Raw genomic sequence first — 14,111 nt, forward strand, 5'->3', positions numbered from 1 at the left:
GGGTGGTTTTCAGGTTGCACTCTTTTAGCAGCATATTGACCGCTGTTGGGAACTTTAGAAGTGCTTCAGATCCGCAAGTTATGGATTCATATTGCTACATTGCTGGACAGTATTAAGCGATTGGTTTAAACTATCGTTTGTCTTCGCGACATAACTTGTTCAACTACGACTCTCAGCAGTGTCCGATCCGCGCTTGTGCGGGTTGTCCAAATTTCCGGCTGGCAGCGCGAACGCCCTCCCGTTCTCCACGGTGACCCGTTCCCATCCCTGTCCGGTGTGCATCATGCCGAGGCTGGTTTCATCGCTTCGGTTTCATCGCTGCCCTTGCAGCTTCGGTTCGCATCCAAACGATACGCCCTGATGGGCAAGCGAACCCCTTAAAAATTGACTCTATAACCCGTCGTCGCGGCGTCATGTCGTGCCGGCTATACCAACGGGGGTAACATGACACGTGTTCGTCACGTCTTCGCCGGCGCATGCGGTATTGCGCTGGTCCTTGCAGGACTGGTCTGGTGGATCGGTCCGGAGGTCATCCAGAAGTATCGCGGTGACCTGATCTACTACACCGGCAAGCACCTGGAACTGGTCTTCTTTTCCATGGCGCTGGCCCTGGCGGCCGGCATTCCGGCCGGTATTGCGCTCTCGCGTCCCTCGATGCAGCGCAGTGCAGAAAAATTCATCCAGATCTTCAACATCGGTAACACCATCCCGTCCATCGCCGTGCTGGCGCTGGCACTGGCTTTCTTCGGCATCGGCAATGGTCCCACCATCCTGGCGCTGTGGCTGGCTTCGCTCCTGCCCATCGTGCGCAATACCTTCGAGGGCTTGAAGAACGTGCCGGCTGCCATGAAGGAAGCGGCACGCGGCATCGGCATGAAGCCGCACCAGATCCTGCTGCGGGTGGAATTGCCCAATGCGCTGCCCATCATCGTCGGTGGCGTGCGCACGGCGCTGGCGATCAACGTCGGGACCGCGCCGCTGTCCATGCTGATCGGCGGCGAGAGCCTGGGCGGCCTGATCTTCCCCGGCATCTACCTGAACAACCACGGCCAGCTGCTGCTGGGCGCGGCGGCCACGGCCTTGCTGGCACTGGTGCTCGATGCCCTGGTGACGACGCTCTCCGGCCTCTACCTGGCCCGACGCGGGCTGCGTACCTGAAGCCGCGCAGCGCAGACTTCCATCACAAGAACGACCGTACGCCGTCGTATCGGCAGAGCGGTAGAGAGGAAAGCATGACAAGCAAGACCATCGCAAAATACGCCCTGTGTGCTCTCGCCATGGGCCTGGCCATGTTCGGCGCGGCCCGTGCGCAGGCGCAGAACCTGGTCATCGGCGGCAAGAACTTCACCGAGCAGTTGCTGCTCTCGGACATGACCGCGCAATACCTGCGCGCCAAGGGCTATGACACCGAATTGAAGAACGGCCTGGGTACCACCCTGATGCGCTCGGCCCTGGAAAGCGGACAGCTGGACATCGTCTGGGACTACACCGGTACCGCCCTGATCGTCTACAACCACATCGAGGACAAGCTCGATCCCGATCAGATCTACCAGAAGGTCAAGGAGCTGGACGCCCCGCGTGGCCTGACCTGGCTGAACCAGTCCGAGTTGAACAATACCTACGCCTTCGCCATGCCGCGCGAACTGGCCGAGAAGTATCAGATTCATTCACTGCAGGACCTGGCCAAGCGCATCAACGAAGATGACAGCGAAGGCAACAAGCCCCACCTCATGGGCGTGGACTACGAGTTCGCCTCCCGTCCCGATGGTCTGGGCCCGATGCAGGCGCTCTACGGCTTCAAGCTCGATCGCAGCGAGGTCAAGCAGATGGACCCTGGGCTGGTCTATACGGCCCTGAAGAATGAACAGCTCTTCGTCGGCCTGACCTATGCCTCGGACGGCCGCATCAAGGGCTTCGACCTGCAACTGCTGGAGGATGACAAGGGCTACTTCGCCGCCTACAAGGCGACCCCGGTGGTGCGCCAGGACATCCTGGAGAAGAACCCCGAGCTGGCCGGGCAATTGAACGAACTGGCCGCCAAGATCGACACGGCGACCATGACCGAACTGAACAAGCGCGTCGACATCGACCAGGAACCGGTGGCCAAGGTGGCCGCCGACTTCCTCAAGCAAGCCGGCCTGATCTGAGGAGGACACCATGAACATCTTCCAATACCTGCAATCGGACTGGCCCAACATCCTTGAACTGACCCTGCAACACCTGAAGCTTGTGGGCATCGCGGTCAGCCTGGCGATCCTCTTCGGTGTGCCGCTGGGCATCCTGGTGGTGCGCGTGCGCTGGCTGGCCGGCCCGCTGATGGGCCTGGCGACCATCGTGCTGACGCTGCCCTCCATCGCCCTGTTCGGGCTGATGATCCCGGTGTTCTCCAAATTCGGCGCAGGCATCGGCCCCTTGCCGGCCATCACCGCCGTGTTCCTGTATTCGCTGTTGCCGATCATGCGCAACACCTACCTGGCGCTGGAAAACATCGAGGCCGGCGTCAAGGAGGCCGGCATCGGCATCGGTATGACCTTCTGGCAGCGCCTGCGCATGGTGGACCTGCCGCTGGCGGTGCCGGTGATCCTGGGCGGCGTGCGTACCGCCGTGGTGATGAATATCGGCGTGATGGCCATTGCGGCGGTCATCGGCGCCGGCGGCCTGGGCGTGCTGATCCTGCATGCCATCAGCCAGAGCAATATGCAAAAACTCGTGGTCGGCGCCGTGATGATCAGCGTCCTTGCGATCATCGCCGACACCCTGCTGCAACGACTGCAGAAAATCCTGACACCGAAAGGAGTTCAAAAATGATCGAATTGGACCAACTCAGCAAGACCTACACCCAAAAGGATGGCACCCAGGTCAAGGCGGTGGATGCCGTCAGCCTGAAGGTGGCCGAAGGCGAAATCTGCGTCTTCCTCGGCCCCTCGGGATGCGGCAAGACCACCACCCTGAAGATGATCAACCGCCTCATCAATCCGACCTCGGGCCGCGTGCTGTTGAACGGTCAGGACACCTCCGGCATCGATGAAGTCGAACTGCGCCGCCATATCGGCTATGTGATCCAGCAGATCGGCCTGTTCCCCAACATGACCATCGAGGAAAACATCACCATCGTTCCGCGCCTTTTGGGCTGGGACAAGAAGCGCTGCCACGAGCGCGCTACCGAGCTGATGGCCATGGTGGCACTGGACCCGAAGAAATTCCTCAAGCGCTATCCGCGCGAATTGTCCGGCGGCCAGCAGCAGCGCATCGGCGTCATCCGTGCCCTGGCGGCGGATGCGCCGGTGCTGCTGATGGATGAACCCTTCGGCGCAGTCGACCCGATCAACCGCGAATCGATCCAGAACGAGTTCTTCCAGATGCAGCGGCAGTTGAACAAGACCGTCATCATGGTCAGCCACGACATCGACGAAGCCATCAAGCTGGGCGACAAGGTGGCCGTCTTCCGCGCCGGCAAGCTGGTGCAGTTCGACAATCCCGATACCTTGCTGGCGCGTCCCAAGGATGATTTCGTGGGTGCCTTCGTCGGCCAGGATCACACCCTGAAGCGCCTGCTGCTGGTGCGTGCCGGCGAGGCCGCCACCACCCCGGCCACGGCGCAGCCGGATGTGTCCTGCGATCAGGCTCTGGCGCTGATGGATGACCAGGATTCGCGCTATCTGACCATCATCGATGCCGAGAACCGCGCCCTGGGTTACCTGACCCGTCGTGATGTGCGCGCCAATACCGGTGTGGCCGAGGACATGGTCCGTCCCTTCACCATGAATGCCGCCCCGGATGAAAACCTGCGCGTGGTGCTCTCCAAGATGTACAAGCACAGCACCAGCTGGATGCCGGTGATCGCCAACGATGGCAGCTATCTGGGCGAGGTGACCCAGGATTCGATTGCCAGCTATCTGAGCTCGGGCAAGTCGCGCGGGATGGCGATGGCGGCTTGATCGTGGTGTAGCGCGCCAAGAACGGAAGCGCCGCTGCGCCTTCGATACGCGCCTGCGGCGCTACTCAGGTCGAACGGCCGGTGGTGGCGGGACGGCAGCGCATAGGCTCCGTTCGCCCTGAGTAGACGCGATAGCGTCGTATCGAAGGGCCGGTTCGGAGAGACTCCGTATCAATATCGCTCAAGGGCAATGCGTAGGCATTGCCCTTTTTTTGCGTCCTGATTCACTTTATTGTGCCGCCTTCAGGTCTTCCAGGAAGGCCGCCACGATGGGTTCGTTCACGCTGCTGCGATTGGTGACCACGCTGATGCCGACCTCATAGGACAGCTCGGTCCGGTTCAAGGCCCGCATCTGCCCGCGGGCGACATACTCGCGCCCCATCTCCTCGGGCAGGTAGCCCAGGTGCTGACCGGAGAGGATGAGGATGGACATGGCTTCCATATTGCCGGTCACGGCCATGATGTTGCGCCGGTGGATGGGCACATGGCCGGGTGGCACCGGGTAGTCGCGCCAGGCCCAGGCGTGTTGCGCTGCCTGTTCCGGGGCGATCTCGCCGGGCTGGTCGAACAGCGGGTGGGGCGGGGCGCAATAGGCCACCTGGCGCTCCAGCATCAGCTGCGTGTACTGCAGGGCGGTGACGCGGCGCCAGAAGTAGCCGATGGCGATCTGGATGCTGCCGTTCAGGAGCATCTCTTCCAGCTCGCTGGGCGTGCGGACCAGCAGTTCGATGCGCACCGCCTCGTCGCGCTGGCGAAACTGGCGGATCACGTCCGAGAGCCGGGTGTTGTGGTGGGCCGGGGTGTGGCCGATCAGGCCGATGGAGAGGGTGCCGACCAGGCGCTTGTCGAGATTGCGGGCTTCCATGCCGAACTCGGAGAGCGCATCCATCATGCGGCGCGCCGAGTCGGCGAACTTCTCGCCCTTGGCGGTGAGCTTGAAACCGGCCCGGCCGCGTTCGCAGAGACGAAAACCCAGGCGCGTCTCCAGCGTGTTCAACTGGGCGCTGATGGTGGACTGGCCGACATTGAGCTTGGCCTGCGCCGCCGACACCCCATGCGAATCCACTACCGCCAGGAAGACGCGGATCAGCCGCAGGTCCAGATCGAAGACATTGTTGAGCATGATGAGTGGGCGTGCGGCGAGGGCGGCGAGGTCGGGGGAGACCGCATTCTTACATTGATGGAAATCGATGTAAACGTCGCCACATCGATATATTTTCGCTAATCCTGCCTCGCTAGAATGCATTCAAGCTCATTGGCGATACAAGGATAAGCATCGATGGAACATGCACTATATCAGCCCCTCGGGGGTAATGTGATGCCCCGTTTTGGGGGGATTGCCACCATGATGCGCCTGCCGCATGTGGAAAATCCCGCCGGCCTGGACGTCGGATTCGTCGGCGTGCCGCTGGATATCGGCACTTCCAACCGCTCCGGCACGCGTTTCGGTCCGCGCCAGATCCGCACCGAATCGGTGCTCCTGCGCCCCTACAACATGGCCACCCGGGCCGCGCCCTTCGATTCGCTGAAGGTGGCCGATCTCGGCGACGTGGCCTTGAATCCCTACAGCCTGCTGGATTCGGTGCGCATGATCGAGGAGGCCTATGACGCCATCTATGCCACCGGCTGCAAGACCATCAGCCTGGGCGGCGACCATACACTGACCTTGCCCATCCTGCGGGCCATGGCGCGTCACCGGGGACCGGTCGGGCTGATCCATGTGGACGCCCATGCCGACGTCAACGACACCATGAACGGCGAGAAGATCGCCCACGGCACACCCTTCCGGCGCGCCTTCGAAGAGGGCCTGCTGGACCCCAGGCGGGTGGTGCAGATCGGCCTGCGTGGTACCGGTTACCACGCCGACGACTTCGACTGGTGCCGCGCCCAGGGTTTCCGCGTGGTGCAGGCCGAGGAGTGCTGGCATCGCTCGCTGGCGCCGCTGATGGAAGAGGTGCGCGCGCAGATGGGCGACGGGCCGGTCTATCTCACCTTCGATATCGATGGCCTCGATCCGGCCTTCGCGCCCGGCACCGGCACGCCGGAAATCGGCGGACTCACGGTGCAGCAGGGGATGGAAATCATCCGTGGTTGCAAGGGGCTGGACATCGTCTCGGCCGATGTGGTCGAGGTCTCGCCACCCTATGATCAGGCCGGCACCACTGCGCTGGTGGCGGCCAACCTGGCATACGAAATGCTCTGTGTCTTCCCGGGTGTGAAATATCGTGCCTGATTGCGCGCCCGATACTGCAACCCATTGCATCACCCCGCCACTACCGCATGAGAAGGAAGCAGCATGACTGATACCCGCCTCTGGGGCGCGCGTTTCCGTTCGCCACCCGACCCGGCCCTGATGACGCTCTCGCGGGGCGGCCTGGATCATTTCCGGCTGACCCGTTTCGACATCGTCTCGTCCCAGGCCCATGCGCGCCAGTTGCGCCTGGCCGGGCTGCTGACCGAGGCCGAATGCAACGCCATCGTCGCCAAGCTCGGCGAACTCGATGCCGCCATCGCCAGTGGTGCCGTGCGGCCCACGGCGGGCGACGAAGACGTGCATACCTTCATGGAGCGCGTGCTGGTGGAAGCGCTCGGCCCGACCGGTGCCAAGCTGCGTGCCGGCCGTTCGCGCAATGACCAGGCGGCCAACAATCTCAAGCTCTATTTGCGCGAGCAGTCACGCGCCATCGGCGCCTTGCTGCTGGACCTGCAGGACGCCCTGACGCACCAGGCCGGCCAGCATCTCGATACGCTGGTGCCCGGCTTCACGCATCTGCAGGCGGCGCAGCCGGTGGTGTTTGCGCACCAGTTGCTGGCCCATGCGCAGACCTTCAGTCGCGACATCTCGCGCCTGATCGACTGGGACAGGCGCGCCGCCTATTCGCCGCTGGGCGCGGCGGCCATGGCGGGGTCGGCGATTGCCTTGCATCCGGCGATCTCGGCCGCCGAGCTGGGCTATGACGGCCCCTGTGAAAACTCCATCGATGCTGTCGGCAGCCGCGATCACGTGGCCGAATTCCTGTTCGTCTGCGCCATGCTGGGAACGCATCTCTCGCGCCTGTCGGAAGAAGTCACGCTGTGGGTGTCGCGCCAGTTCCGCTGGGTGGAACTGGACGATGCCTTCTCCACCGGCAGTTCCATCATGCCGCAGAAGAAGAACCCCGATATCGCCGAACTCACCCGTGGCCGTTCGGCGCGCCTGATCTCGCTGTTGATGGACATGCTGGTGGCCCTGAAGGGGCTGCCGTTTTCCTACAATCGCGACCTGTCGGAGGACAAGTATTCGGCCTTCGAGGCCATCGACGTGCTGCACATGGTCTTGCCCGCCATGGCCGGCATGATGCGCACGCTGCAGGTGAACAAGGAGCGCATGCGCGCCGATGCCACCCAGGGCTTCACCCTCGCCACCGAGGTGGCGGACTGGCTCTCGCGTCGCGGTGTGCCGTTCGCCCAGGCGCACGAGATCACCGGTGCCATGGTGCGCGCCTGCGAAGAGCGCGGGCTGGAGCTGCACCAGTTGAGCGATGCAGAGTTGAGCAGCATCAGTTCACATCTGTTGCCAGAAGTACGAACGGTTCTCACGCCCGAGGCCGCTGTGGCGGCGCGTAGCGGCCATGGCGGTACCGCACCGCTGCAGGTGCAGGCTCAGCTGGAAAGATTGCAGGCTACCGTGGCCGCGCAGCGCCAGTGGACGCAGCAGGCGGTGTTGCCATCAGCAGCGGGAGCGACAGCATGAGCACCATCTCTCCCTATGCCATCGACCACCTCAAGGTGGTACCGCGCCGCTACTACGGGCGCTGGCTGTCGGCCGCGCTGATCTTGCTGGCGCTGGGCTTCGTGGTACACGCCTTCGCCCACGGCCAGATCGAGTGGGCGGTGGTGGCCAAGTTCATGACGGCCAAGGTGATCCTGCAGGGTCTCTTGAACACCATCCTCATGACCATCTATGCGATGGTGGTGGGCATCGTGCTGGGCGTGGTCTTCGCGGTGATGGTGATGTCGCCCAACAAGCTGCTCAAGGCGGTGGCGACCTTCTACATCTGGTTCTTCCGGGGTACGCCCCTGCTGCTGCAGATGCTGCTGTGGTTCAACCTGGCGCTGGTGTTCCCGACCATGGGCATTCCCGGCTGGTTCGAGGCGCGCACGGTGGACATCATCACGCCCTTCGTGGCCAGTCTCCTGGGGCTGGGCATCGGGCAGGGCGCCTATACCGCCGAGGTGGTGCGCGGCGGCATCCTGGCGGTGGACAACGGCCAGACCGAGGCCGCCAAGGCCATCGGCATGACGCGCCTGACCGCCTTGCGCCGCATCGTGCTGCCGCAGGCCATGCGGGTGATCATCCCGCCGGTGGGCAATGAGGTGATCAGCATGATCAAGCTGACTTCGGTGGCCAGCGTGATCCAGTTTTCCGAAATCCTGCACAACGCCCAGACCATCTATTTCGCCAATGCCCGCGTGATCGAACTGCTGATCGTGGCGACCGTCTGGTATTTGGCGGTGGTGACGGTGTTTTCCATCGGCCAGCATTTCCTGGAACAGGTATTTGCCCGCGAGCGCCGCGCCCGGGCACGTACCCGTGCGGCTGGCGCACAGGGAGCCACAGGATGAGCACACCCATGATCGTGGCCCATGAGGTCCAGAAATACTACGGTGGCTTCCACGCGCTCAAGGGCGTGAACCTGGAAGTCGAGGCCGGTGCCGTGACCTGCATCGTCGGTCCCTCGGGTTCGGGCAAGAGCACCTTCCTGCGCTGCATCAACCAGCTGGAAAGCATCGATGGCGGGGCCATCTGGGTCGGCGGCGAATTGCTGGGCTATCGCCGCCGTGGCGACCAGTTGATCGAGCTGTCCGACGGCGAGATCGCCCGCCAGCGCCTGGCCGGCGGCATGGTGTTCCAGCGCTTCAACCTGTTCGCCCATATGACTGCGCTGCAGAACATCATGGAAGGCCCGGTGGTGGTGCAGAAGCGCCGTCGTGCCGAAGTGAAGGAAGAGGCGCTGGCCCTGCTGGCCCGGGTGGGCCTGGCGGGCAAGGCCGATGCCTATCCCTCTGAACTTTCCGGTGGCCAGCAGCAGCGCGTGGCGATTGCCCGCGCACTGGCCATGCGGCCCAAGCTGATGCTGTTCGACGAGCCGACCTCGGCGCTGGACCCGGAACTGGTCGGCGAAGTGCTGGCGGTGATGAAGGATCTGGCCAAAAGCGGCATGACCATGATCGTGGTCACGCATGAGCTGGGCTTTGCACGTGAAGTCTCCAACCGGGTGGTGTTCATGGATGGCGGCCAGGTGATCGAGGCCGGCACCCCCGGTGAAGTGCTGGCGCGCCCGCAGCACCGACGTACCCAGGAATTCATCGCGGCCATCCTGGCCTGATGCGGCATTGCAGAACTCAACCAGAAAGGGGAATCCCGTGAAGCTGAAACACAAGACTATGTTGGGCCTGGCTACGTTGGCCGCCACCGTTACCCTGGCCGCCAGCGTCGCACACGCGGCCGATCTGCCGGATCGCATCAAGAAGGCCGGCAAGCTGGTCATCGCCTCGCAGGCCAACTACCCGCCCATCGCCTACAAGGACCCGGCCACGGGCGAGCTGATGGGGCTGGACATCGACCTCGGGGCGGCCATCGCCAAGGAACTGGGCCTGAAGGTGGAGTACCAGGAAACCGCCTTCGCCCAGGTCTTCAGTTCGCTCACCACCGGCCGCGCTGACATCGCCATGGTGGCCATCAGCGACACGGCCGAACGCCAGAAGGTGGCCGACTTCATCGACTACATGAAGACCGGTCCGCAATTCTTCACGCTGCAGGCCAATGCGGCCCGCATCAAGGGCATCGCCGACGTCTGCGGCACCAAGGTCGGCGCCAGCCGCAATACCAACTGGCCGGGCCAGATCGCCGGCTGGAGCAAGGATAACTGTGAAGCCAAGGGCAAGCCGGCCATCACCGTGATCGGCACCGAAGGCTCGGTGGATGCGCGCACCCAGTTGAAGACCGGCCGCATCGACGTGGCGGTGCAGGGCAGCGAGACCCTGCCTTACTTCCAGGGCATGGAACCCAATACCTATGTCCTGCTGGGGCAGCCGCTGTTTGCGCAGGAGACCGGCATTCCGGTCTCCAAGAGCGAACCGGGCCTGCGCGACGCGGTGCTGGAGGCCCTGAAGCGCCTGCAGGCCAACGGGACCTACGACAAGCTGCTGGCCAAGTACAAGCTGCAGGGCAGCGCCATGCCGGCCGCGCTCAACCAGGGCAAGTGAGTCATGGCCGGCGTCGAGTTTGATGAGACCGAGCAGGCCGCCGCCCACCGGCTGGGCCTGACGGGGGCCGAGGATGTGGAGTGGCAGGCACGCTGCGAACTGGCGGCGTTGTACCGGCTGCTGGCGCATTTCCGCATGACCGACCTGATCGATACGCACATCTCGGCGCGGGTGTCGGGGCAGCCTGGTCACTTCCTGATCAATCGCTATGGCGTGCTGTTCCACGAGATGCGCGCTTCCGATCTGGTCAAGGTGGATGCCCAGGGGCAGGCGGTGCAGATGGGCAGCACTGCCGCGCCAGCGCAGCGGGTCAATCGCGCCGGCTTCGTGATCCATTCGGCGGTGCATCAGGCCCGGCCGGACCTGCATTGCGTGATCCACACGCATACCACGGCCGGGATTGCGGTCTCGGCCCAGCGTGACGGGCTGCTGCCGATCAGCCAGCATGCACTCAAGTTCTACGGCAAGCTGGCCTATCACGAGTACGAAGGCATCGCCCTCGATACCGAAGAGCGGGGGCGGCTGGTGGCGGCGCTGGGGTCGCACAAGGCCATGATCCTGCGCAACCATGGCTTGCTGGCGGCGGGGGAGTCGGTGGCGGCGGCCTTCCATGAAATCTATTTCCTGGAACGGGCCTGCCAGGCGCAGGTGGCGGCGCAAGCGGGCGGGGCAGCCTTGCACCTGCCGGTGGAGGAAGTGCGCCTGCGTGCCGCACGCCAGTTCGACAACGACCAGGCCAGCGGCATCATCGACCTGGCCTGGGAGGCGGCCTTGCGGCTGGTGCAGGAGCAGGGGCCGGGGTATCGCTGCTGAGTGCGTCACCGGTTCTTCAAATCGGCGCTTCAAAAGACAACGCCCGCATCGATGATGCGGGCGTTGTCATGTGCGGGCAGGCGCAGGTTCAGTCCAGCAGTTTCTGCATGAACATCGCCTTGCCGGTCTCGGCCTTCAATTCATAGCCTTCGAAGCCGCTGGCGCGATACAGCGAACGGGCCACCGTATTGCCTTCCAGGACTTCCAGCGTGAGCTTGCAGCAGCCCAGTGCACGGGCCTGCTGTTCCACGCTGGCCAGCAGCTGCCGGGCCACGCCCTGGCCGCGATAGGCCGGCATCACGGCCAGGTCATGCAGGTTCAGCAGCGGCTTGCAGGAAAAGGTCGAGAACCCCTCGATGCAGGTTGCCAGGCCAGCGGGAGTGTCGCCGTCGAAGGCCAGGAAGACATGGGCGGTGGAACGTTTCTTCAGTTCTGCCGCGAGGTTCTGGCGTACGTAGTCCGACAAGGCCTGTCCGCCGCCCATGGCGTCGCTGGCATAGGCGTTGAGGGTCTCGAACAGTGCGGCCGCGTGGGCTGCATTGTCGAGATCGGCCTTGACGACGGAAACTGCCATGTCTTCCCTTTCCTCTGATCGAATCGATGTGCCGCGACCGGATTACTTGCCGCTGGCGCGTTGGCCGCCATGCGTGAGCGCGGACGGACGCGGGCCATTCTGGCGTTGCTGACCCTGGCTGCGCGGTTGTGCATTGGCCGTGCGGGGGGCGCGATTGGCGTTGTTGCCGCCATTGCCACCGTTGCCACCCCCATTGCCGCCGCCGTTGCCAGCCTGGCCGCCCTGCGGACGACCCTGGCCACGCGCTGCATTGCCATTGCCCGGATTACGCGGCTTGGCCTGCTGCGCTGCGCCGCCACCGGCATTGGCAGGCTTGGCGCCGCCATTGCCATGGCCATTGCCGGCTGCAGCCGGCTTGCGCGGTGCATTGCGTTGACCGCCACGTCCGCCACCGGCGTTCTGGTGACGACCCTGGCCGCTGCGCAACTGGATCGGTTGCGGCTTGGCGGTCGGGTCCGGTTCGAAACCGGCGATCACTTCCACCGGGATTTCGCGCTTGATGAAGCGCTCGATATCGTGCAGCAGGTCGCGCTCGTCCACGCAGACCAGCGACACGGCTTCGCCGGTGGCGCCGGCGCGGCCGGTACGGCCGATGCGGTGGACGTAGTCTTCCGGCACGTTGGGCAGGTCATAGTTGACCACGTGCGGCAACTGGTCGATGTCGATGCCGCGGGCAGCGATGTCGGTGGCGATCAGGGCGGTCAGCTTGCCGTCCTTGAACTCGGCCAGGGCCTTGGTGCGAGCCGACTGGCTCTTGTTGCCGTGGATCGCCATGGCGGTGATGCCGTCGCGGGCCAGTTGCTCGACCAGCTTGTTGGCGCCGTGCTTGGTACGGGTGAAGACCAGCACCTGCTTCCACTGGTGGGTCTTGATCAGGTGCGCCAGCATGGGGTGCTTCTTGTCGCGGTCGACCGGGTGCAGCTTTTGCGCGATCACTTCCACGGTGGAGTTGCGGCGGGCCACTTCGATCAGGGCCGGGTTGTTCAGCAGGCTGTCGGCCAGCTTCTTGATCTCGTCGGCGAAGGTGGCCGAGAACAGCAGGTTCTGGCGCTTGGGCGGCAGGGCGGCGAGCACCTTGCGGATGTCGCGGATGAAGCCCATGTCCAGCATGCGGTCAGCTTCGTCCAGCACCAGGATCTGGATGTGCTGCAGGTTCACGGTGCCTTGCTGCATGTGGTCCAGCAGGCGGCCGGGGGTGGCGACCAGGATATCGACGCCACGCTTCAACAGCGTGATCTGCGGATTGATGCCGACACCACCGAAGATGCAGGCCGAGGTCAGCGGCAGGTACTTGCCGTACTGGCGCACGCTTTCCTCGACCTGGGCCGCCAGTTCGCGGGTGGGGGCCAGGATCAGGGCGCGGATCGGCAGATGACCGTTGATCTTGTTGCGCGGCATGGCCGACAGGCGTTGCAGCAGCGGCAGGGTGAAGCCGGCGGTCTTGCCGGTGCCGGTCTGGGCGCCGGCCAGCAGGTCGCCACCGGAGAGCACGGCGGGGACGGCTTGGGCCTGGATCGGGGTGGGGGAGGTATAGCCTTGTTCGGAAACGGCACGAACGATTTCGTCGGACAAGCCGAGCGCGGAAAATGACATGAGACTCTGAAAATGGGTTTGGCCTGTGGCCCCGTACGGGCGCCAGTCGCAGGCAAACGGGTTGGAACTTGAGGAGGGCGCGGACTTGACTGGCTATACGCCGCGCAGGCCGCAGTATAACAGCGCAGTCTGCGGGCGACGTGATTTATTTTGCATGCGGATGCGGGCAGCTCATCCGTGCTGGCGGGCCAGGAAGGATTGCACGGGAGGCAGTACCAGCGCGCTTTGCATCAATCCACCGAAATGCGTGACGCCGGGCAGGCTGACAAATTCTGCCTGTGGCAACAAGGCCGCAGTGCGCTCGACGGCGGCATGGCGCGCATCGGCGTCGCCACAGAAGAGCAGGCAGGGCAGGTCCATCCGTGCCAGCAGGTCTTGCTGCGAGGGACGGGCTTGCTGGGCGGCGGCGGCCAGGGCCACCAGGTCATTGGCGCGGATGAGCATCTTCACCTGGGGCGAAATCTGTTCGTCCAGCAGGGCTTCGAAGGTGGCGATGAAGGCCTCGGGGTCGCGGCCGTCGATACCATGGAAGCCATCCCAGCTGCGATCTTCATACGGATGGGCGGCGCCCAGGATGAGGCTGCGCAGGCGCTGTGGCGCATGGCGTACCAGCCCGTAGCCGACCCAGCCGCCCAGCGAGTAGCCGAAGAAATGGGCGCGCTCGATCTGCAGGGCGTCCAGCACGGCCACGGCGTCGCGGCAGCGCTGCAGCTGGGTGTAGGCGGCGGTTTCGTGCGGTTTGTCGCTCTGGCCATGGCCCAGGGCATCGAACATGATGACCTGGTAATGCTGGCGCAACACCGAGGTGAAGCCGAAGAAGCGCCAGGCTTCCAGGCTGCTGGTAAAGCCGTGGTGCAAGAGCAGGGGCGGACCTTCGCCCTCGACCTGGTAGTGGATCTTGCGGTTGTCGCTCAGGGCAAAGGGCATGGTGGGGAGGGTGGAGAT

14 protein-coding genes are annotated in these 14,111 nt (G+C 64.1%); 10 read left to right on the forward strand and 4 right to left on the reverse strand.

All coding sequences use genetic code 11. The annotated features are described in order from the left end of the window. Window positions 1–444 precede the first annotated feature (444 nt). The 4 genes from HBH1_RS03140 (at window position 445) to HBH1_RS03155 (ending at window position 3,938) form a co-directional block, all read left to right on the forward strand. Window positions 445–1,158, forward strand: coding sequence for an ABC transporter permease (locus tag HBH1_RS03140; RefSeq protein WP_102661532.1), 714 nt, complete (start codon window positions 445–447; stop codon window positions 1,156–1,158). A 74-nt stretch (window positions 1,159–1,232) separates the two neighbouring features. Continuing rightward, window positions 1,233–2,147: a glycine betaine ABC transporter substrate-binding protein gene (locus tag HBH1_RS03145; RefSeq protein ID WP_102661533.1), complete on the forward strand. Its 915-nt coding sequence runs from the start codon at window positions 1,233–1,235 to the stop codon at window positions 2,145–2,147. A gap of 10 nt (window positions 2,148–2,157) precedes the next feature. Further along, a complete protein-coding gene (locus HBH1_RS03150) occupies window positions 2,158–2,808 on the forward strand; it encodes an ABC transporter permease (RefSeq protein ID WP_006464554.1) in 651 nt (216 codons plus the stop codon). Then, window positions 2,805–3,938: an ABC transporter ATP-binding protein gene (locus tag HBH1_RS03155; protein ID WP_102661534.1), complete on the forward strand. Its 1,134-nt coding sequence runs from the start codon at window positions 2,805–2,807 to the stop codon at window positions 3,936–3,938. Before HBH1_RS03150 ends, HBH1_RS03155 begins: the two co-directional genes overlap by 4 nt. A gap of 228 nt (window positions 3,939–4,166) precedes the next feature. Here HBH1_RS03155 and HBH1_RS03160 read toward each other — a convergent pair whose 3' ends face one another. Continuing rightward, on the reverse strand, window positions 4,167–5,060 hold the full coding sequence (locus HBH1_RS03160; RefSeq protein WP_006464556.1) for a LysR family transcriptional regulator: 894 nt from the start codon (window positions 5,058–5,060) through the stop codon (window positions 4,167–4,169). Window positions 5,061–5,216: 156 nt separating this feature from the next. Between HBH1_RS03160 and speB the strand changes: the two genes are divergently transcribed. The 6 genes from speB (at window position 5,217) to HBH1_RS03190 (ending at window position 10,999) form a co-directional block, all read left to right on the forward strand. Continuing rightward, window positions 5,217–6,170 carry an agmatinase gene (speB, locus tag HBH1_RS03165; protein ID WP_006464558.1) on the forward strand — a complete coding sequence of 318 codons (954 nt, stop codon included), beginning with the start codon at window positions 5,217–5,219 and terminating at the stop codon, window positions 6,168–6,170. A gap of 63 nt (window positions 6,171–6,233) precedes the next feature. Further along, complete coding sequence (argH, locus tag HBH1_RS03170) at window positions 6,234–7,670, forward strand: argininosuccinate lyase (RefSeq protein ID WP_102661535.1); 1,437 nt, start codon at window positions 6,234–6,236, stop codon at window positions 7,668–7,670. Further along, window positions 7,667–8,542, forward strand: a complete 876-nt coding sequence (locus HBH1_RS03175; protein WP_102661536.1) for an amino acid ABC transporter permease — start codon at window positions 7,667–7,669, stop codon at window positions 8,540–8,542. The genes argH and HBH1_RS03175 overlap by 4 nt, the downstream gene beginning before the upstream one ends. Beyond that, window positions 8,539–9,306, forward strand: a complete 768-nt coding sequence (locus HBH1_RS03180) for an amino acid ABC transporter ATP-binding protein (protein WP_102661537.1) — start codon at window positions 8,539–8,541, stop codon at window positions 9,304–9,306. Before HBH1_RS03175 ends, HBH1_RS03180 begins: the two co-directional genes overlap by 4 nt. Window positions 9,307–9,343: 37 nt before the next feature. After that, window positions 9,344–10,186, forward strand: a complete 843-nt coding sequence (locus tag HBH1_RS03185) for an ABC transporter substrate-binding protein (protein ID WP_102661538.1) — start codon at window positions 9,344–9,346, stop codon at window positions 10,184–10,186. Between the two features lie 3 nt (window positions 10,187–10,189). Continuing rightward, window positions 10,190–10,999, forward strand: a complete 810-nt coding sequence (locus tag HBH1_RS03190) for a class II aldolase/adducin family protein (RefSeq protein ID WP_233207500.1) — start codon at window positions 10,190–10,192, stop codon at window positions 10,997–10,999. Window positions 11,000–11,087: 88 nt separating this feature from the next. Here HBH1_RS03190 and HBH1_RS03195 read toward each other — a convergent pair whose 3' ends face one another. The 3 genes from HBH1_RS03195 to HBH1_RS03205 all read right to left on the reverse strand — a co-directional run bounded on the left by HBH1_RS03195 (window position 11,088) and on the right by HBH1_RS03205 (window position 14,093). After that, window positions 11,088–11,573, reverse strand: coding sequence for a GNAT family N-acetyltransferase (locus tag HBH1_RS03195; protein ID WP_102661539.1), 486 nt, complete (start codon window positions 11,571–11,573; stop codon window positions 11,088–11,090). A gap of 42 nt (window positions 11,574–11,615) precedes the next feature. After that, the gene (locus HBH1_RS03200; RefSeq protein ID WP_102661540.1) at window positions 11,616–13,166 is read right to left on the reverse strand and encodes a DEAD/DEAH box helicase; all 1,551 of its coding nucleotides are present in this window, start codon (window positions 13,164–13,166) and stop codon (window positions 11,616–11,618) included. A gap of 171 nt (window positions 13,167–13,337) precedes the next feature. Further along, the gene (locus HBH1_RS03205) at window positions 13,338–14,093 is read right to left on the reverse strand and encodes an alpha/beta fold hydrolase (protein ID WP_102661541.1); all 756 of its coding nucleotides are present in this window, start codon (window positions 14,091–14,093) and stop codon (window positions 13,338–13,340) included. Window positions 14,094–14,111: the final 18 nt, after the last annotated feature.

The sequence above is a fragment of the Herbaspirillum sp. BH-1 genome (assembly GCF_002870055.1).
GTDB lineage: Bacteria > Pseudomonadota > Gammaproteobacteria > Burkholderiales > Burkholderiaceae_D > Herbaspirillum > Herbaspirillum frisingense.